The sequence below is a fragment of the Amorphoplanes digitatis genome (genome assembly GCF_014205335.1).
Taxonomy (GTDB): domain Bacteria; phylum Actinomycetota; class Actinomycetes; order Mycobacteriales; family Micromonosporaceae; genus Actinoplanes; species Actinoplanes digitatus.
In genome coordinates this window covers 8,652,436-8,669,792 of record NZ_JACHNH010000001.1, presented here as the reverse complement: position 1 = coordinate 8,669,792, position 17,357 = coordinate 8,652,436, and the positions used below count along the sequence as shown (strand labels likewise).

General features: G+C 71.0%; 22 protein-coding genes. 12 read left to right on the top strand and 10 right to left on the bottom strand.

Features of this window, described 5'->3' with window-relative positions:
* Positions 1-20 precede the first annotated feature (20 nt).
* Together BJ971_RS38410 and BJ971_RS38405 are read right to left on the bottom strand one after the other, a co-directional pair.
* Positions 21-239, bottom strand: coding sequence for a DUF3073 domain-containing protein (locus BJ971_RS38410; RefSeq protein WP_184998193.1), 219 nt, complete (start codon positions 237-239; stop codon positions 21-23).
* Positions 240-457: 218 nt separating this feature from the next.
* Positions 458-1,540: a Glu/Leu/Phe/Val family dehydrogenase gene (locus BJ971_RS38405; RefSeq protein WP_184998192.1), complete on the bottom strand. Its 1,083-nt coding sequence runs from the start codon at positions 1,538-1,540 to the stop codon at positions 458-460.
* A gap of 226 nt (positions 1,541-1,766) precedes the next feature.
* Between BJ971_RS38405 and BJ971_RS38400 the strand changes: the two genes are divergently transcribed.
* Together BJ971_RS38400 and BJ971_RS38395 are read left to right on the top strand one after the other, a co-directional pair.
* Positions 1,767-2,606, top strand: a complete 840-nt coding sequence (locus BJ971_RS38400; RefSeq protein ID WP_184998191.1) for a DUF8083 family protein — start codon at positions 1,767-1,769, stop codon at positions 2,604-2,606.
* 302 nt (positions 2,607-2,908) lie between these two features.
* Entirely contained in the window at positions 2,909-3,118 is a 210-nt protein-coding gene (locus tag BJ971_RS38395) for a BldC family transcriptional regulator (protein WP_014687221.1), read from the top strand.
* A gap of 90 nt (positions 3,119-3,208) precedes the next feature.
* Here BJ971_RS38395 and BJ971_RS38390 read toward each other — a convergent pair whose 3' ends face one another.
* Positions 3,209-3,595, bottom strand: coding sequence for a PPOX class F420-dependent oxidoreductase (locus tag BJ971_RS38390; protein ID WP_184998190.1), 387 nt, complete (start codon positions 3,593-3,595; stop codon positions 3,209-3,211).
* Between the two features lie 18 nt (positions 3,596-3,613).
* On the opposite strand from BJ971_RS38390, the gene BJ971_RS38385 reads away from it, so the two are divergent.
* From BJ971_RS38385 to BJ971_RS38370, 4 genes are read left to right on the top strand one after another with little or no spacing between them, the layout of a single operon-like run.
* Complete coding sequence (locus BJ971_RS38385; protein WP_184998189.1) at positions 3,614-4,390, top strand: class I SAM-dependent methyltransferase; 777 nt, start codon at positions 3,614-3,616, stop codon at positions 4,388-4,390.
* Positions 4,387-4,947, top strand: coding sequence for an RNA 2'-phosphotransferase (locus BJ971_RS38380; protein WP_184998188.1), 561 nt, complete (start codon positions 4,387-4,389; stop codon positions 4,945-4,947). Before BJ971_RS38385 ends, BJ971_RS38380 begins: the two co-directional genes overlap by 4 nt.
* A 56-nt stretch (positions 4,948-5,003) precedes the next feature.
* Positions 5,004-5,573, top strand: a complete 570-nt coding sequence (locus BJ971_RS38375) for a hypothetical protein (protein ID WP_184998187.1) — start codon at positions 5,004-5,006, stop codon at positions 5,571-5,573.
* Positions 5,570-6,865, top strand: coding sequence for a PrsW family intramembrane metalloprotease (locus BJ971_RS38370; RefSeq protein ID WP_184998186.1), 1,296 nt, complete (start codon positions 5,570-5,572; stop codon positions 6,863-6,865). Before BJ971_RS38375 ends, BJ971_RS38370 begins: the two co-directional genes overlap by 4 nt.
* Before the next feature lie 6 nt (positions 6,866-6,871).
* Here BJ971_RS38370 and BJ971_RS38365 read toward each other — a convergent pair whose 3' ends face one another.
* Positions 6,872-7,120 (bottom strand): hypothetical protein, encoded by a 249-nt coding sequence (locus tag BJ971_RS38365; protein WP_184998185.1) that lies wholly within the window; start codon positions 7,118-7,120, stop codon positions 6,872-6,874.
* Between the two features lie 187 nt (positions 7,121-7,307).
* On the opposite strand from BJ971_RS38365, the gene BJ971_RS38360 reads away from it, so the two are divergent.
* From BJ971_RS38360 to BJ971_RS38350, 3 genes are read left to right on the top strand one after another with little or no spacing between them, the layout of a single operon-like run.
* Positions 7,308-7,727, top strand: a complete 420-nt coding sequence (locus BJ971_RS38360) for a PaaI family thioesterase (RefSeq protein WP_184998184.1) — start codon at positions 7,308-7,310, stop codon at positions 7,725-7,727.
* Between the two features lie 36 nt (positions 7,728-7,763).
* Positions 7,764-8,156, top strand: coding sequence for a hypothetical protein (locus tag BJ971_RS38355; protein WP_184998183.1), 393 nt, complete (start codon positions 7,764-7,766; stop codon positions 8,154-8,156).
* Positions 8,153-8,830, top strand: a complete 678-nt coding sequence (locus BJ971_RS38350) for a DUF2786 domain-containing protein (RefSeq protein ID WP_184998182.1) — start codon at positions 8,153-8,155, stop codon at positions 8,828-8,830. The genes BJ971_RS38355 and BJ971_RS38350 overlap by 4 nt, the downstream gene beginning before the upstream one ends.
* Here the strand turns inward: BJ971_RS38350 and BJ971_RS38345 are convergent.
* The gene (locus BJ971_RS38345; RefSeq protein ID WP_184998181.1) at positions 8,827-9,144 is read right to left on the bottom strand and encodes a hypothetical protein; all 318 of its coding nucleotides are present in this window, start codon (positions 9,142-9,144) and stop codon (positions 8,827-8,829) included. The genes BJ971_RS38350 and BJ971_RS38345 overlap by 4 nt on opposite strands.
* A 312-nt stretch (positions 9,145-9,456) precedes the next feature.
* Between BJ971_RS38345 and BJ971_RS38340 the strand changes: the two genes are divergently transcribed.
* A complete protein-coding gene (locus tag BJ971_RS38340) occupies positions 9,457-10,413 on the top strand; it encodes a calcium-binding protein (RefSeq protein ID WP_184998180.1) in 957 nt (318 codons plus the stop codon).
* Here the strand turns inward: BJ971_RS38340 and BJ971_RS38335 are convergent, their stop codons facing one another.
* Genes BJ971_RS38335 through BJ971_RS38325 form a run of 3 tightly spaced genes read right to left on the bottom strand, consistent with a single transcriptional unit; the run spans position 10,414 to position 13,595 of the window.
* Positions 10,414-12,192, bottom strand: coding sequence for a multicopper oxidase family protein (locus tag BJ971_RS38335; RefSeq protein WP_184998179.1), 1,779 nt, complete (start codon positions 12,190-12,192; stop codon positions 10,414-10,416). It lies immediately after the preceding gene.
* Positions 12,189-12,599: a DUF6220 domain-containing protein gene (locus BJ971_RS38330; RefSeq protein ID WP_184998178.1), complete on the bottom strand. Its 411-nt coding sequence runs from the start codon at positions 12,597-12,599 to the stop codon at positions 12,189-12,191. Before BJ971_RS38330 ends, BJ971_RS38335 begins: the two co-directional genes overlap by 4 nt.
* 9 nt (positions 12,600-12,608) lie before the next feature.
* On the bottom strand, positions 12,609-13,595 hold the full coding sequence (locus tag BJ971_RS38325) for a carboxymuconolactone decarboxylase family protein (RefSeq protein WP_184998177.1): 987 nt from the start codon (positions 13,593-13,595) through the stop codon (positions 12,609-12,611).
* 143 nt (positions 13,596-13,738) lie between these two features.
* On the opposite strand from BJ971_RS38325, the gene BJ971_RS38320 reads away from it, so the two are divergent.
* Together BJ971_RS38320 and BJ971_RS38315 are read left to right on the top strand one after the other, a co-directional pair.
* Entirely contained in the window at positions 13,739-14,869 is a 1,131-nt protein-coding gene (locus BJ971_RS38320; protein ID WP_239087529.1) for a sensor histidine kinase, read from the top strand.
* Positions 14,866-15,528: a response regulator gene (locus tag BJ971_RS38315; RefSeq protein WP_184998175.1), complete on the top strand. Its 663-nt coding sequence runs from the start codon at positions 14,866-14,868 to the stop codon at positions 15,526-15,528. The genes BJ971_RS38320 and BJ971_RS38315 overlap by 4 nt, the downstream gene beginning before the upstream one ends.
* A 178-nt stretch (positions 15,529-15,706) precedes the next feature.
* Here the strand turns inward: BJ971_RS38315 and BJ971_RS38310 are convergent, their stop codons facing one another.
* Both BJ971_RS38310 and BJ971_RS38305 read right to left on the bottom strand, forming a co-directional pair.
* Positions 15,707-16,237, bottom strand: a complete 531-nt coding sequence (locus BJ971_RS38310) for a hypothetical protein (RefSeq protein WP_184998174.1) — start codon at positions 16,235-16,237, stop codon at positions 15,707-15,709.
* A gap of 197 nt (positions 16,238-16,434) precedes the next feature.
* Positions 16,435-17,046, bottom strand: coding sequence for a hypothetical protein (locus BJ971_RS38305; RefSeq protein WP_184998173.1), 612 nt, complete (start codon positions 17,044-17,046; stop codon positions 16,435-16,437).
* Positions 17,047-17,357 lie beyond the last annotated feature (311 nt).

Sequence of the window (17,357 nt, the reverse complement as noted above, 5' to 3'; positions counted from 1 at the left end):
CGTGCTCTGTGCAATACGGGTCAGCGCCTTGTAGGCGACCAGGGGTCCTGGTCGTCGTCCGCGTCGTCCTCGTCATCGTCGTCGACGAACTGATCATCGTCGTCGTTGAAATGATGGTCGGACTTACCACCGGCACCCGCCAGTTCGCGCTGCAAGGCGGTGAGGTCGGTGTTCGGGGAGTGGTACTTCAACTCCCGGGCCACCTTCGTCTGCTTGGCCTTAGCACGGCCGCGCCCCATGGCTCGACCCCCTCGCACAGAATTCGGGGCAGCCCGAAGGCGGGCCCCGATGACGTCAGGCATCTCTCGTGGGTCTTACGGTACATGGACGATGCCTGCTTCGGCACCTCGGGTTGCGTGTACCACCATCGCGCGTCCTCGCTTGTCACGGACCCGACGCGCGATGGTGTACAAACCGCACAACCTTCCGGGGGCGCCGCCCCGGCCTCCGCGGCGGGTCAGCTCAGGAAGATGCTCCGGAGCCGGCCCACCTCCGCCATGCGCCGCTCGGCGAGCCGGTCGGCGGCGACCGCCGGCGGAACGCCCTCGTTCTCGGCGAGGCGCAGGATCTCTCCCGTGGTGGCGAAGATCCGGGTCGCCCGCAGCTTGGCCCGCTCGAAGTTGAAGCCCTCGATCTCGTCGGCCACCTGGATCACGCCGCCGGCGTTGACCACATAGTCGGGTGTGTAGAGGATGCCGCGCTCCTCGAGGAGCTTCTCGATGCCGGAGTGGGCCAGCTGGTTGTTGGCGCCACCGGTGACGATCTTGGCGCGCAGCGCTGGCACGGTGTCGTCGTTGAGCGCACCGCCGAGCGCGCAGGGCGCGTACACGTCGATGTCGCTGGTGATCAGGGTCTGGGTGTCCGCGACGAGGTCGATCTGCGGGTACGTGGTGCGTGCCCACTCGATCGCGGCCTCGTTGACGTCGGTGGCGACCACCGAGGCGCCGTCCTCGATGAGGTGACCCGCCAGGTACTTGCCGACCTTGCCCAGCCCGGCGATGCCGACCCGGCGCCCGGCCAGCGTCGGCGTGCCCCAGGTGTGCTCGGCCGCGGCGCGCATGCCCTGGAAGACGCCCCACGCGGTCAGGATCGACGAGTCGCCCGCGCCGCCGTACTCGAGGCTGCGGCCGGTCACGTAGCTGGTCTCGCGGGCGATGACGTCCATGTCCGGCACGTAGGTGCCGACGTCGCAGGCGGTGTAGTAGCGGCCACGGAGCGACTCCACGAAGCGTCCGTACGCCCGCAGCAGCCCCTCGGTCTTGATCTGGTTCGGGTCGCCCCAGATGACGGCCTTGCCGCCGCCGAGGTCGAGCCCGGCCAGCGCGTTCTTGTACGCCATGCCGCGGGAGAGGTTGAGGACGTCGGCGAGCGCCGCCTCCTCGTTCTCGTACGGGTAGAACCGGGTGCCGCCCAGCGCGGGCCCGAGGGCCGTCGAGTAGATACCGATGATCGCCTTCAGGCCGGTGTGCCGGTCCTGACAGAAGACGACCTGCTCGTGCCCGGCGGCATCGGTGCCGTCGCTGCTTACGAACACGCCCATGACTGCTCACTCCTACAGGTGTGTGGGTCGGCCCTTGTGGGGCCTGGCTGCCTGCTCCGGCTTGGTGTGCCGGACATCAGCGAGCCTAGTGCCTGTTTCGGACAGGTGGCTTGGGCCCGCCGCGGCCCGGCCGCCTGTCCGGAACAGGCACCAGCCGTGGATCGGGCCATCCGATTGGCCCCGTGGCACGAGTCAATCCCGGGCGATTTCGTGAAAGGATCGCGCCGTGCCGTCACTGTTCGCGTCGTACCTGCGGGTTTACGAACCGCTGACCGCCTTCGACCGGGACCGACAGGTTTTCTGGCGTCGCTATGCGCGGGAGGGCCGGGCGCTGGGTCCGCTCGAGGGACCGGTCCGGCAGCGCACCGCCGTGCTCGAGGCGCTGGGCGCGGGCTGGACCCGCCTGCCCGACCTGCCCGACGAGGCGTACGTGCTGGAGTGGGGCGACACGCTGCTGGTCTGCCCCTGGAACCTGCGCCTGCGCGTGGCCGAGGCCGCGCTGAACGCCCGGGACGGCGTGCCCAGCGTGCTGGCCGACGCCTTCGTGCCGCCGGTCCTGGCCGGCCAGGCCAAGGCCATCGTGGAGGACTGGCGCAGCGGGGCGAAGGTGCTGGAGCACGGGGTGCCCCGGGTGCACGAGCAGATCGCCACCTGGGGCGTGCCGCTGCGCTGGTTCGTCTTCGTGGATCTCGACGAGCGGGAGATCAACCTGACCGGCGGCAAGCGCACGCTGCGGTACCGGACGGAGATCTCCAAGGCCCGCCGCCGGGCGCACCGGGCGGTCTCGGTGCTGCGCAAGTCGCTGGGCGACGCCCCGATCACGGACGCCGTCGAGGAGGGCACCCGCTGGCTGGAGGAGTTCCACCCGCGGTCGGTCGTCGAGCTGGACTACGGCGGCCTGACCGGCCTGCTCGGCGAGGAGGCCCTGGCCGAGGACGATTCACCCGGACTGGCGGCGGCGGGGCTCTCGGCACTCTCCCGTGGCGATGCCGATGCGGCGACCGAGGCCTACGAGAAGCTCGTCGCGCGGTGGCGCGCCGTCCAGCTTCTCGAGCGTTGCAACTGATCGACACATGTAAGCCTGTGACCAGCGAAAATGGGACGAACGGGTATGGAAGCGGTCGCGAGAGAGCGCTCTCTAGGCGAACACTCTTCGTAATCGCCGATCCGCGAAGCGTGATAATCGGTCCAAACAAGACGCTTTCTGGCGTAGAAAACAGGTAAAAATCGGGCATGCTTCAACCGTCTATCTAGGGACGTTCGGCCGTTCGGCCCATGTCGGACATCGGGGACTAGCCGGACCATGAGAGACGCACCGGCCGGCGGGACCCCGGCCGATGTCTTTAGGTACCTGTGGAGGAGTGACCGATGGCATCGCGTACGCATGATCCTGAGCCGCTACTCACGCCGGCCGAGGTGGCATCGATGTTCCGCGTCGACCCGAAAACCGTCACCCGGTGGGCCAAGGCGGGCAAGCTCAGTGCAATTCGCACTCTGGGCGGGCACCGTCGCTACCGTGAGTCGGAGGTTCGTGCCCTGCTGCAGGGGCAGATCCCCACGCAGCGTCAGGGCGACTGAAAACGAACCTCAGTCGGCCGAGAGATCGATAGCAGGGGCGAATGCCGAAAGGCAGTCGCCCCTTCTTCGTCTTCTCAGGCGATCGGCCCCTCAGGTGACCGGTTCCGCGGAGACCAGGACGGCGACCGTGCCGTCGATGCCCCGGCGCAGCCGGCTGCCGAGCAGGGTGAGCCGGGCGATCATGCCGTACTTGCGCTTGAGGCCCTCGCCGACCCGGCGGCGGTCCGCGGCGTCGCCGATCCGCGCCCGCGCCTCGATCGGCTCTCCCGTGGCGTTGCCGCGCATGTCGCAGGCCGCCACCGTGACGCGTCCGCTGTTGCGGATCCGCTTGAGCTTGCCGGCGCCGTTCGGCGTCCAGAACGCCAGCCCGGCCCCGTCGGGCACCACCCAGAGGGGGGTCGGCACCGCCCGGCCGTCCCGGCGGAACGTCGTCAGAAGGACGTACTTCTCGGAACCGAGTTGCTCGAGCGTCGCCATGGACCAAGAGTAGTGACAATGGATCAGCCACTGCTGGGTGACGTGTTCGGGGAGATGATCCGGGACGCGTACGCGGTGCGTACCGGGATCGGGCCGCGGCCGCTGGCCGGTGGGCGGGTGCCCCGGCCGGTCGTCGAGGTGATCGAGCGTGACGACGGACTGATCAACGGCGCGCCCGCCGACCACTACCTGGCCGGGCCGGACGAGTGGCAGCCGCACGACCACCGCGCGCTGCGGCTGGTCCGCGGCGCGGTGCTCGACATCGGCGTGGGTGCCGGGCGCACCGCGCTGGAGCTGCAGAAGCGCGGCATGGCCGTCACCGGGCTGGACACCTCGGCCGGCGCGATCGAGGTCGCCCGCAAGCGAGGCCTGCGGGACACGGTGCTCAACACCGTCGACGCGTACGCCCGCTCGGGTGCCGGCTACGACACGTTTCTGTTGCTGGGCAACAACCTCGGGCTGATCGAGGGGCCGGAACGGGCGCCGGCCTTCCTGGCCGCGCTCGCGAGCCTGGCCCGCCCGGGTGCCCAGATCATCGCGCAGGGCACCGATCCGTACGGGACCACCGATCCGGTGCACGTCGCCTACCAGCGCCGCAACGCCGAGCGGGGCCGGCTCGGCGGGCAACTCCGGCTGCGGCTGCGCTACCGGCTCCTGGCCACCGAGTGGTTCGACTACCTGAACTGCTCGGTGGACGAGCTGGAGAAGCTGCTCGACGGCACCCGGTGGCGTCTCGCGTCGGTCGACACCGAGGACCGGCCCTACTACGTCGCGGTCATGGAGCTGTGCGCGTGACCGCGTTGACGCCCGAGCAGGTTCGGCTCAGCAAGCGCATGTCGCTGGTGCTGCGCCACCGGCCCGAGGCCGCCGGCCTCGCCCTGGACCCCAACGGCTGGGTGCCGGTCGCCGAGCTGCTCGCCGCCCTGAACATCTCCCGCGCCGACCTGGACGCCGTGGTCGCGGGCAATGACAAGTCCCGCTTCGCGATCGAGGCGGACCCGGGCGGCGTCGAACGGATCCGTGCCAGCCAGGGCCACTCCCGCCGGGTGAACGTCGACCTCGGGCTGCCCGTCGTCGAGCCGCCGGCCACGCTGTTCCACGGCACGCCCCGCGCCAACCTCGAATCGATCATGAGGGACGGGCTCCGGCCGCGGAGCCGGGACCACGTACACCTGTCGCCCGATGTCGCGACGGCCCTCGTCGTCGGCCGCCGCCGCGCCACGGAAGTGGTGATCCTCGAGGTGGCGGCGGGCGCCATGGCCCGGGCCGGGCACGCCTTCCACCGCAGCGAGAACGGGGTCTGGCTGACCGGGACCGTGCCACCGGGGATGCTGCACGAACGTTTGGAGTAAACGGACAAAACGTTCTATGCCGAGAGTCCACCCGAATGGGCCGTTAGCGTATTGGGATGGGGTGGGTCACTCGGCGTCAGCTGACGAACCTTCTCGGTGCGCTCAGCCTCGTCGCGGCCCTCGCCGGCCTCGCCTTCGGGCTACCCGCGTTCGACCGCGCCCTGCCCGCCGACCGCCCGGTGCCGACCGACCGCCCGTACGTGATCGGCGGTGGGGTGACGGTCGTCCCGCCGCCCGGCGCGCGCATCGACGTCACCGAGACCCGGCCCACCGAGGAAGCGGGGACGGTGCTGTTCCGGCTCGGCCCGGTCCGCTATCTGATCACCGTCCGCCCGTTCGACGGTGACCTGAGCGCCGCGGCGATCCGGCTCCGCCAGCGGATCACCGGCACGCCCGGCTACCAGGTCACCGGCACCGAGCTGACCGTCGCCACCGGCACCGGCCTGGCCGGCCTGCAGGGCGGCTACACCGCGCCCGGCCGCGGCGGCCGGTACGCCGTCTTCGTCGCCGACGGCCGCACCATCGAGGTCACCGTCAGCGGCGCCGACCTGGACCTCGGCCGGATCCTGCCCGCGATCGACGCCAGCACCAGGACGCTGCGATACGTGCCGAGGGCCGGGCAATGACGGCCGAACCCCGGCTGCGCAGTGCCCGGAGCGCACCCGTGCAGCCGGGGTACGCGCCGGGCGAGGGGCTGATGCGGCTACCCGCGTTCTGGGTCGTGCTCGCCCTGCTGGTCACCGGTGGCGTCCGGATGACGATGATCGCCGGACGGTTCGCCGGCACCTACCCGGTGGCGACGATGACCGCTATCGCCCTCTTCGCGCTGCTCGCGGTCCCGTTCTGGCTGGTCGTCACCGAGCTCGACTTCCTCGAACGCGAGCCGCCCGCCCTGCTGGTGCTGGCCTTCGCCTGGGGTGGCCTGGTGGCCACCACCGTGTCCCTGCCCGGCAGCGCGGCCCTCGACGACCTCATCGCGAAGCTTGGCTCGCCGCACCTCGCGGCCGACTGGGGTGCCGCGCTGGCCGGCCCGACCGTCGAGGAGATCGCCAAGACCCTCGGCGTGGTGGCGATCGTGCTGATCGCTCGCGCGCAGGTCAACAGCGTGCTCGACGGCGTCGTCTACGGCGCGATGGTCGGCCTGGGCTTCCAGATCATCGAGGACATCGTGTACGCGCTCGGCGCGGTCGCCCTGGCCGGCCGCGGCGACCACGTGGAGCCGGTGATCACGACGTTCCTGCTCCGCGGCTTCCTCTCCGGGGTGTGGAGCCACACGCTCTTCGGCGCGCTGGCCGGCGCCGGCATCGGCTATCTGGTCGTCCGCGCGGATCGCGGCTGGCGCACCCGGCTGGGGGTCGCCATGCTCGCCGTCCTCGGCGCCTGGGCCTCGCACGTGCTCTGGAACTCGCCGCTCTTCCGCGACGGCCTCGGCAACGGCGCGCTGGCGCTGCTCGCGGTGCTCCTCTTCAAGGGCCTTCCGCCGCTACTGCTGATCATGGTGCTGGTGAGGTCCGCGCACGACCGCGAGGCGGACTACTACGCCGACCAGCTGGCCAAGCTCGACGACCCGGAGCTGATCACGCCGGACGAGCTCGAGGTCCTGAAGTCGGGCTCGCGCCGGGCGACCGCGCGCTGGCACGCCCGCATCCGGGCGGGCCTGCGGGCCCGGTCGGCCGTGCGGCGGTTGCAGCGCGCGCAGGCCCGGCTCGCGGTCGAGCTCAGCCGCGGCACGCCGGACCTGGGTCGCTGGTGTCACGAGGTACGCCGGCAGCGTCGCATCCTCGTCGGGCTCGGCCACCCGGAGGCGACGGCGCCCGAGGGCAAGGGGCCGTGGCGGCGCACCGCCTCGACGGTCTTCACCACGGCCCTCGCCATCGCCGTGCTCTGGGCCGCCATCAGCACGCTCGGCGGCGGGTAGGACGGGTCAGACCGCCGGGGGCAGCCCGCCGTCGCCGTCGACGACCTTGTCCGGGGTGCCGTCCTCGTCCAGGTCGACCATGGTGATGTCGACCTTGCCGTCGCCGTCGGTGTCGAACTGGAACAGGTCGGCCTTGCCGTCGCCGTCGGTGTCGGAGACCCAGACGTCCGGCCTGCCGTCGCCGTTGGTGTCGCCCGTCAGCAGGTCGACACGGTCGTCGCCGCGAGTCTCGACGATCTCCTGGGGCTCGCTCATGAGTTTCTCCTCGGTGATGCGGCGGAGGTGGGTCCTGCCCAACCTAGGGCCCGGGCCGCCCCCTCGCGACCCGAGACCGAGATCGAACTCTAGGTATGCGCCGGGCGGGACTGCTCCCGGGAACGTGCCAGCCCGGTGTGACAGAAGTCGCTGGCCCCCACGCGACTCGCCGGTAACGTTGCCCGACATGAGTACAGCGGCGGACGGCTTGCAGAGGCTATTCGGCAGTGCGGGCGGCGGTTCGCTCGGCGAGCGGATGGGCATCGAGATCACCGAGGCGACCCCGGAGCGGGTCGTCGCCACGATGCCGGTCGAGGGCAACACCCAGCCGTACGGCCTGCTGCACGGCGGCGCGTCCTGCGTGCTCGCGGAGACCCTCGGCTCGGTCGGCGCGGTGCTGCACGGCGCGACGGTCGACCGGCCGTTCGCGGTGGGCGTCGACATCAACGCCACCCATCACAAGGGTGTGCGTTCCGGGGTCGTCACCGGCGTCGCGACGCCCGTGCACCGGGGCCGCACGGCGGTCACCTACGAGATCGTCATCACCGACGAGGACGGCGAGCGGGTCTGCACGGCCCGGCTCACGTGCCTACTCAGGGGCGTCTGAGCCGCATTTCTTGACGGATCCGCGTACCTTTTCCACGTGACGGAAATACCACAGCACGCATTCGACGACGCGACGCAGGTCTTGGACTGCGCGCTCAGCGGCGACAGCGACGCTGTGGTGGGCACCTTCGACGCCGTTGTCGACCGCTCCGGGGTCGTCGGCGCCTACGACGTGGCCTGGTGTCTCGCCGCGACGATGGTGGGACAGAACGTGCCCAAGGGCGGCGCCTGGACCCTCGACTTCCCCGGGATCGACGACGCGCGCTACGACAAGCGCTGGGTCGCGCGGTTCGTCAGCGCGTACGTCAACGGGGACATCTTCACCGGTGAGGCGCTGTTCGGCGCCGCGATCGCCGACGGCCAGCTCCCGGACTGCCTGCTCGCCCTCGCGGGCTCGACGGTGGCCACGCTGCGCCACCGGGCGGCATGACCGACGATCCCCTGCTCGCCCGGGTACGCAAGCTGCTCGCCAAGGCCGAGGATCCCGCCTGCACGCCGGCCGAGGCCGAGGCGTTCACCGCGAAGGCGGCGCAGCTCATCGCCAAGTACGGCGTCGACCAGGCGCTGCTGGCGGGCGCCGATCCCGCCCTCGACCCGGTCGGGGACAAGCTGGTGACGATCGAGGCGCCGTACGCCCGGGACAAGGCCGGGTTGCTCGGGGCCGTCGCCGTCGCGATGCGCTCGCGGGTCGTCTACCTGGAGCGCCGCGGCACGGCGCGGATCCATCTCTTCGGCCACGTCGCCGACCTGGAACGGATCGAGTTGCTGTTCACGTCGCTGCTCGTGCAGGCCGCACACGGCCTGGCGGCGACGCAGGTCCCGGACTTCGACCACCCGGCCGCGTTCCGGCGATCCTGGCTGTGGGGCTTCACCGAGGCGATCCGGGCCCGGCTGACCGAGGCGGAGCGGGAGGCGGCCGCCGACGTCCCGGGCGCCGAGCTCGTCCTGGTCGACCGCACCGAGCAGGTGGATCGCCGGCGCGACGAGACCTACCCGAACCTGGCCCGGCTCGGGCCCCGCCGCCTGGCCGGCACCGGCCGCCGGCTGGGCTACGCGGCCGGCCGGACCGCCTCACTCGGCGGCACCGGCCTGCCGGCGACCTAGGCCTCATCGCAGTTCTTCAGGTAGAGCGCCTTCGCGTACTGCGCCGCGGCGGCCTCGTTGTACATGGTCGCCTGCGACATGTACCAGCCGTTGTCGGACAGCGCCTTCTTCGCCGCGGTCATCCCTGACCAGCGGATGTCGGCATCCACCTCGGACAGGCCGCGTGCCTTGAAGTTGCGCCGCATCTGCATCTTGCCCACCCGGAAGTTCTCGGCGGCCTCCTCCGCCTGTCGCATACAGGAGAAGCCCTTCTCGCTCAGGGCCTCCGCCATGTTCCAGGCCGCCTGTTCTTCCACATTCTTGAACTTCAGCACGTTCGTTCCTCCCGTGAACTTTGTTCCCGGTTAGCTGTACGGAACGCGACGCCGCAGCGCTAGGTCACCACGCAGACTGCAAGAAAGGTCAAACTGCCCCTGGGGGCCTCTGGCCAGGCGATTAGACGCCCTTCAGGCGGCCGGTCCGGGCCGCCGACCTGCCGGACGGCCGCGCCGACGGATCTCTCCATGTACCCGTATGTGATAGCCAACGTTCACCGTGAGTTACGTCTTTCGGCGCTTGACCATCATCATTAAGCTGCCGTCAGTCGATGTGAGAAACGTTCGCACGGCTTTCACGGGGGAGGTTCCATGTCACGTCCACAATGGCTGGCCGGGGTCGGTCTGGCGCTGCTCGCCACCGTCTCGACCGGCGCCCTTGCGTCGCCCGCGCAGGCCGCCAGCACCGGCAAGGCCTACGTGCAGACCGGCGGCAAGGTCTGGTACAAGGCGGCCACCGGCAAGACCAACAAGGTCGTCATCACGCTGTCCGGCAACACCGTGACGATCGACGACCGGGTCGCGATCAAGGCGGGTGCCGGCTGCAAGAAGGTCAAGGGCGACAAGACCAAGGTTCGCTGCACCGCCAAGGTCAAGCTGGTCAGCGTCCGCGTCTATCTGCGCGACGGCAACGACACCCTGGTGAACAAGTCCACGCTGAGCCTGGCCGGCGACGGCGGCAGCGGCAAGGACAAGATCACCGGCGGTGAAGGCCGGGACACCCTCTGGGGTGGCGCCGGCGCGGACATCCTGCGCGGGGTCGGCGGCATCGACTTCATCTACGGCGACGTCTCCAACGCCGGCGCCACCGGCGGGGACGTCCGGCGCGAGGGCGGCAACGACACCATCTACGGCGGCGACGGCAACGACTACATCGAGGCGAACGCCGGCCCCAACACGATCTACGGCCAGGCCGGCAACGACGAGATCCACGGCAGCACCGGGGCCGACCTCGTCTACGCGGGCGCCGGAAACGACAGCTTCTGGGACTACGGCGGCGCCGACCGGGTGCACGGAAACAGCGGCAACGACGTCCTGCGGGGCGGTCCCGGAAACGACCACCTGTACGGCGAAGCCGGCAACGACACCCTCTTCGGCGAGGGCGGCAGCGACCGGATCTACGGCCACGCCGGCGACGACGAGCTCTACGGCGCCGACGGCACCGCCACCGGGGTCGCCGACCAGCTGGACGGCGGCACGAACGGCACCGCCGCCGGCGACGGCTGCCTCGCGCTGGAGAACGACGTCAGGCTGAACTGCGAACGCTGATCAGCGCACGTGAAGGGGAGGTCCGATCCGGGCCTCCCCTTCTGCGTACATCAGGTGCAAGGTCATCCCGGCGTCGGCGTGCGGCAGGTTGTGGCAGTGGTTGGCCCACATCCCGGGGTTGTCGGCGCGGAACCCCACCTCCCACACGTCACCGGGCCGCACGTCGAACGAGTCCAGCCAGAGTGGACTCCCGGTCGCCGGGCTGCCGTTGCGGGACAGCACCAGGACGTGGTGGCCGTGCAGATGCCAGGGGTGCACCACCAGCGAACGGTTCACGATCGTGAACTTGACGACGTCGCCCAGGCGCACGACCTGCGGCGGGATGTCGGGATCGGCCTTGCCGTTGACGGTGTGCGCGTATCGCGGCAGCAGCCCGTGCAGGTCGAGGCCGCGGTCGAGCGTGAGGGTGAACCGCCGGTCGAACCGGGGCCACGGCACCGGCGAACGGGCGCCGTAGGTGAGCGGATCCAGCACCGGCCATCCGGCGGTCGCCGCGGGCGCAGTCCCGGTCGCGTAGACCGCCCGGCCGTCGACGAACAGCGCCACGGGCGTGGCCGGCGCGCTGAACACCAGGTCGTAGCGGCCCCCGGCGGGGATCAGGACGGCGGTGTCCACGAGCGGCGCCGGCTCCCGCAGGTCGAATCCGTCGATCGCGGCGACCCGGAACGGGGTCCCGGCCAGGGCGTACCGGTGCGTCGTGTCGTCGGTGTTGACCAGTCGCAGCCGCACGGGCGCCGCCGCCTCGACCGGCTCCGTCCTCGGCACGGGAAGCGGGAGGCCGGCCAGCGTGTGCACCGCGACGGTGACATCGACGCCGGTCGCCGGGGCCGGGCGCACCACGAGCACGCCGTACAGCCCCATCCGCACGCCGACGTCGGAGACCGCGTGCGTGTGGTACCAGTAGGTGCCGGCCTGACCGGCCCGGAACCGATAGACGAACTCGGCTCCGGGCCGCACCGCCGCCTGCGTCACGCCGGGCACCCCGTCCTGACCGTTCGGCACGTCGTACCCGTGCCAGTGCAGCGTGACCCCCCGATCGATGTTTCGGTTACGCAGCACCACCTCGATGACGTCGCCGACAGTCGCGGTGAGTTCCGGCCCGGGAACCTGCCCGTTGAACGCCCACGCCGCGATGTCGCGGCCGCTCACGTTCACCGTCGCGGTCCCCGCCGTCAGGGTGAATCTCCTGGTCGGCTCGCCCAGTGCTCGCGCATCCCGATACTCGTGGTGGTGCGGCGCGCCGGACGTGGCGCCCGGCGCGGCGGCGAGCCCGGTACCGGCCACCAGCGCACCGACCGCCAGCACGAGGGCCGCCCGGTACGCCGCCCGGGACGGGCGGGTGCCGAGGACGCGCCACGAGATCGTGGTCGCCGCGACGACCCCGGCGACCGCCAGCAGACCCGCGCCCGCCGACGCCGGATAGCCGTGCAGCACCGTCACGAGCAGCGCGGCGCTCTGCGCGTACCCGGCGAAGAGGAGCGGGACCGCGACGGACCGGATGTCGACCGGGGGCCGTAAGAGCCGCGGCCCGGCGACGGCCACGGCCGCGAGCGACAACGGGGCCGCGATGAGGATCTTCTCCGCCGCGAACCACCAGCCGGCGCGGGCCAGCGCGGTCACGGTGATCGCGCGGGCGAGCGTGGCGAGCAGCGCGAAGAGGGCCAGCCCCAGCGCGAGCGGGCGGCGCCGGGCGGCCGCCGCGGCGCCCCCGCCCAGCCATCCGGCGGCCGCGAGGACCGCGATGACGAGGTCGGTCGCGATCAGCCCGCCGGTGCTCACGACGCCTCCCCGGCCAGCCTCTGCGCTCCCCGGAGTACGCCGAGCGCCACGTGCACGGCGACGATCCCGTTGACGGCGTGCAGCCCGCCGACGGTCAGGCCGAGCGCGGTGCTGGCGCCCGCGGCGTCGGTGAACGCGTTCGCCAGCGCCGCGATCAGCGCTTGCAGGACGACGAGGCCGAGCACCAGGGCCGCCAGCCCGATGAGCCGGCCCGGCGCCTTCGCCAGCGCGGCGAACAGCAGGGTGAGCAGGGTCAGGACGGGGATCACCGCCATACCGTTGATGCTGTGCAGGGCGTAGGAGTCGTCGCCCGCGGGCTTGGTGAACGCGCCGACGGCGGCGAAGACGAACTGGAGGACGAACGAGCCGAGCAACAGAAGGCTGACGACGACCAGGGCCTTGCGCATGGCGATCTCCTAACGGGGAGCCGGGATCAGCGCCCGGGCGACGTGGTCGGTTGCCGTGATCGCGCCGTACGCGACAAGCCGCACCAGGTCGGCGTCGGCCGGATGGGACAGCCGCCAAAGGGCGACGTCGCCCGGGTCGATGGCGCTCGGCGCGAACGCCGCAAGCAGCGCCATCCGCGCGCCGACCCGGTCGGCGCCGGGCAGATCCTGAACCAGTTCGGCGGCCCACTCCGCGGGCCGCTCCGGGTGCCGCCCGTCCTCCCAGCGCACGGTCGCCGCGACGGTCTGCCGGGCCAGATCGCTGAGGACTTCCCCGCCCGCCGTTGCGGCGTTCCGCAGCGACGCGTACGCGATGCCGACCGGGCTGCCCCCGGCCCAGGCCGGTGCCGCCGTCGTGCCGTCGAGGAGCGGAAGGCTGCGGCCCGGCTCCCTCGGCACCCGGGCGATCCTGGCGTACAGCCGGCCGCCGGCCGACCGCACCACCGGGGAGCGCTGTAGCCCGCCCGGCAGCAGATCCGGGTCGAGCAGTGCCGAGACGATCCGGTTGATGAAATGGAACGCGAGCAGCGTGCCGGTGACCTCGGCGCCGTAAGGGCTGGTCCACGCGGCGGCCCGGGGGTTGCGGCTGGCCCGCGCCCAGGCGGCGAGCTCGGCGTGCCGCGGCCGCGACGGGGTGCCGCCCCCGGCGACGACCTCGGCCAGCCCGTGCTCGCCCAGCGCGTGCAGCAGCATCACGTGTGCGTCGACGCAGAACCGGCAGCGGTTGGCCCGGGACACCGCCGCCGCGACGAGCTCGCGCTCGACCCGGGAGACGTCGCCGGCCAGCAGGGCCTCGCGCATCAGCGCCCAGGTCGCGGCCAGCAACTCCGGCGCCGCCGACAGCGCCCGGAAGGTCGGCACCGGCCCGAGGAACTCGTCGCGCAGCTGCCCGTACACCTGCGCGGTCCGGCCTGCCGCCGCCGAGGCCCTCGCCGGCGTGAAGAAGCGGTATGTCATGCGCTCGATGCTTGCCCCGCCCCGCCGGGAAAGCGTCGTGCCGCCGCAGGCACTTGCCCGGGCGCCGATACCGCGTTCGCAGTACGCCGGTCCTACGACCAGCGCGGGATGTTCGCCCGCGACGGCCGTTCTACAGTGCGATCGTGCGCCAAGACCTGCCATACGCCGCCGGCGGCCTCGCCATCGGCGCCTTCCTGCTCGGCAACGCCGCGCTCGCACCGGACGCCGATCCGGTCGGGGTGATCGACGTAGCCCTGGTGCTGGTCATGGCGGCGGCCCTGGCGGTGTGCCGCCGGTACCCGGTGGCGGCGCTGATCGTGGTGACCACGGCCATGCTGGCCTTCCACGTCCGCGTGCACGCCGGGGTGTCAGCCGCGTTCGCCGTGCTCGGCGTGGTCTACCTGGCCGCGTGGCGTGGACACCGGCTGGCCGCCGCGACGGCCAGCGTCCTGTTCCTCGGCGGCTTCCTGGCACACGACATCTCGGCCGCGCCCGCCGACCGGGCCGGCCAGCAGATCCTCGAACGCACGGCGCTGCTACTCGGCTGGTTCGTGGCGGCCAACGTCGCCGGGCTCGTCGCGCGCCAGCGCCGGGCCTACCTGGACCAGGTCGAGCAGCGGGCGGTCGACGCCGAACGCACCCGCGAGGAGACGGCGCTGCGCCGCGCCGGCGAGGAACGCCTGCGCATCGCCCGGGACCTGCACGACTCGCTGACACACTGCATCTCCGTGATCAAGGTGCAGGCCGGGATCGCCGTACACCTGGCCCGCAAGCGCGGCGAGGAACCGGAGGCCGCGCTGCTGGCGATCCAGGAGGCCAGCGGCACCGCGATGCGGGAACTGCGCGCGACCCTGGACGTCCTGCGCACGCCGTCGGACGCGGACTGCGTCGGCCTGACCCAGGTGGGCGAGCTGGCCGAGCGGACCCGGGCCGCGGGGGTGCCGGTGCACATGACCGTCTCCGGGCAGCCCGAGGAGCTGCCCGGCGAGGTGGACCAGGCCGGGTACCGCGTCGTGCAGGAGGCCCTCACCAACGTCGCCCGGCACGCCGGGCCGGCCACCGCCCGCATCCACGTCGAGTACGCCCCCGACCGGCTCATCGTCTCGGTCACCGACGACGGCCAGGCGTCACCGGCCCGGCCGGTGACCCCCGGCGTGGGCCTGCACGGCATGCGGGAACGGGTCACCGGGCTCGGCGGCACGCTGCACGCCGCACCGCATGACGACGGCGGATTCGCGGTACGGGCCACGTTCCCGCTGGGCGGCCCGGAGTGATCCGGGTTCTGCTCGCCGACGACCAGGCGCTGATGCGGGCCGGATTCCGCGCGCTGCTCGACGCCGAGGACGATCTGGAGGTCGTCGGTGAGGCCGCCGACGGCGCCGAGGCCGTCGAGCTGTCGCGCCGCCTGCTGCCGGACGTCGTGCTGATGGATGTGCAGATGCCGGGACTCGACGGCATCGAGGCCACCCGGCGGATCGCGGCCGATCCTGACCTTGTCGCGGTGCGGGTTCTCATCCTCACGAACTACGGGCTGGACTCCTATGTGTTCTCCGCTCTGCGGGCGGGCGCGAGCGGGTTTCTTCTCAAAGATGCCGACCCCGCCGATCTGCTCCAGGCCGTGGCGGTGGTGGCGCGCGGGGACGCGCTGCTGGCGCCGGCGGTCACCCGCACACTCATCAGCGAGTTCATCGCCGATCCGGCGCCGGCCGATCCGGCGGCCGGGCGTGATGTGCTGACCGCCCGGGAACAGGAGATCGTCGAGCTTGTCGCGCGGGGACTCAGCAATGGTGAGATCGCCGAGCGCATGGTGATCAGTCCGTTCACGGCCAAGACACACATCAACCGGGCGATGATGAAGCTGTACTGCCGCGACCGCGCTCAACTGGTCGTTTGGGCGTACGAGTCGGGGCTGATTACACCACGCAGCCGATGAGGCATCGGCCTCGTTCCTGTCTGCTTCTTGGCACGCCCATATGGCTCTTTGTTCTTGGCACGCCCGTTTGGGCTTCGCGCAGTGGCTGTGCCGGCGATCGCTTTGCGGCCACCCATCGGAGAGCAGCGACGGGTGGCCGCAAAGCGAAACGCTGGACCGCTTGGAGGCGGTGGCGCGGTCAGGCGCCGGCGTTGACGGCGACCTGGAGGGCTTCGTCGGCGACGCGCTGAATCTCAGCGGCGGTGAAACCGTCGCCGATCGCCATGTCGAATCGAAGATGCAAGACCGTGCCACCCGACATGAGCACCCAGTTCTCACGTGCGTCGTCTGCCGCGATCTTCCAGCGGCGCACCCCGTCCTTCCCCTTCTGTTGCTCATTCCCGCACGTCGACGCGAAGCGGGCGAGTTGGGTCAGCGCGGGCGAGGTCTTGTCGAAGACGACAAGGTTCTGGTGAAGGCGCCCATCAACGTTGGCGTTCGCCACGAGTCGTGCACCGGCGGCGCCGAGAACCTGCATGCGATGGTCGCTGTCCCCGTCGATCCAGGGAAAGACGCCGGCGCATATCGCGGTCAGCGGGATGGCGGTCAACCCTGTTGCGGTCTGGCAGACCTCAGGATCCAGCCCGTACGCCTCGACGCCGAACGACGTGCTGTCCTTGTCCAGCCTGCGCAGAACCCGCTTCCCGGCCTCAGCTTCGGGAATCGGCACGGTGCACCCTGCGGCAGCAACGCCGGAGGCTGTGCCCGAAGGGGTCCCGCCTGTAGTGCTCGGGCCGGCCTGGGATGCCGGGGTCGACGACGGAGCCGGGTCACGTCGCACGTCACCCACGGTGCAGGCTGACACCGCCAGCACGGTGGCCGTGCAGAGCAGTCCTGCGGCCGCCCGTCGAGCGCCCTGTCGTGCGATCAGCAAAATTCCTTCGCCTTCGCCTGCATGGAGCCCGCCTTGTAACTGGAAGCGCAATTGATGGCGCCTTCGTGGCCGATCGCCCAGGAGTTTGCCTTGCCGGTGCCCGCGTTCAGGATCGCCGTGCCGTTGCTGTTGCACTTCGATCCGACCCAGTTACCCGATGCCGTCTCGACACCGTCGAAGACCACGTAGGTTCCCGGCTTGTTGAAGTTCATGGTGAACGTCTGCGTCGAGCTGGACGTTACTGCGAGGTTCGCTGCCAGGCTCAGGCCCGTCGTGCCTTCCAGGGACGCAATGACGATGTCGGCGGACACAGTGGCACTCTGGTTGAAGGTGACACTCGCGGTCACCTGCCTTTCCATGGCGGTGGTGATGCTCCTCTGTCCCGTCGCGCCATCCGGGATGCTGACCTTCTTCTTGTGAGTGATCACGTTCGACTTCACGTGGGACGAGAACCGCACGGTCTTCGAACCCACTTCACAGATGACCGGAGCGAAGTCGGGCCCGGGAGGCGCCGCTGAGGCTGCCGTCGGCATTGCCCAAATCGCCATGATGGCCGTACCGGCGAAGAAGATCCTGGTGTTTCGCAAACTGATGTCGCTCCTCAAGTCGTCACGGAGGCCCCGTGTCCTCCGGTCGGGGAATCTACAACAGTTGATCAATCTGCGACTCCGGCTGTCGTGATCAACACAAGCGGCAGGGAGCCGGCACCTTGTTCACCAGGGTCTAAGTCCTGGCCTGCTACTCCGGCACTCGGGCGACGTAGCGGACCTGGTAGATGACCGAGTGGTCCGATCGCATACGACAAGGCGAAGATCCACCAACCCGAACAGGCGGCGGAACACCTCGCCTCTGGCCTAGTCCTACCCGCCGACGTTGGAACTTCAGGTCGAGCGGCATGGGTGGCTACTGACGCACC

Excerpts from the sequence above, each read along its gene's own strand:
- BJ971_RS38410 (WP_184998193.1), bottom strand. The coding sequence starts at position 239 with ATGGGGCGCGGCCGTGCTAAGGCCAAGCAGACGAAGGTGGCCCGGGAG.
- BJ971_RS38405 (WP_184998192.1), bottom strand. The coding sequence starts at position 1,540 with ATGGGCGTGTTCGTAAGCAGCGACGGCACCGATGCCGCCGGGCACGAG.
- BJ971_RS38395 (WP_014687221.1), top strand. The coding sequence starts at position 2,909 with ATGGCATCGCGTACGCATGATCCTGAGCCGCTACTCACGCCGGCCGAG.
- BJ971_RS38390 (WP_184998190.1), bottom strand. The coding sequence starts at position 3,595 with ATGGCGACGCTCGAGCAACTCGGTTCCGAGAAGTACGTCCTTCTGACG.
- BJ971_RS38385 (WP_184998189.1), top strand. The coding sequence starts at position 3,614 with ATGGATCAGCCACTGCTGGGTGACGTGTTCGGGGAGATGATCCGGGAC.
- BJ971_RS38375 (WP_184998187.1), top strand. The coding sequence starts at position 5,004 with ATGGGGTGGGTCACTCGGCGTCAGCTGACGAACCTTCTCGGTGCGCTC.
- BJ971_RS38370 (WP_184998186.1), top strand. The coding sequence starts at position 5,570 with ATGACGGCCGAACCCCGGCTGCGCAGTGCCCGGAGCGCACCCGTGCAG.
- BJ971_RS38365 (WP_184998185.1), bottom strand. The coding sequence starts at position 7,120 with ATGAGCGAGCCCCAGGAGATCGTCGAGACTCGCGGCGACGACCGTGTC.
- BJ971_RS38360 (WP_184998184.1), top strand. The coding sequence starts at position 7,308 with ATGAGTACAGCGGCGGACGGCTTGCAGAGGCTATTCGGCAGTGCGGGC.
- BJ971_RS38350 (WP_184998182.1), top strand. The coding sequence starts at position 8,153 with ATGACCGACGATCCCCTGCTCGCCCGGGTACGCAAGCTGCTCGCCAAG.
- BJ971_RS38340 (WP_184998180.1), top strand. The coding sequence starts at position 9,457 with ATGTCACGTCCACAATGGCTGGCCGGGGTCGGTCTGGCGCTGCTCGCC.
- BJ971_RS38330 (WP_184998178.1), bottom strand. The coding sequence starts at position 12,599 with ATGCGCAAGGCCCTGGTCGTCGTCAGCCTTCTGTTGCTCGGCTCGTTC.
- BJ971_RS38325 (WP_184998177.1), bottom strand. The coding sequence starts at position 13,595 with ATGACATACCGCTTCTTCACGCCGGCGAGGGCCTCGGCGGCGGCAGGC.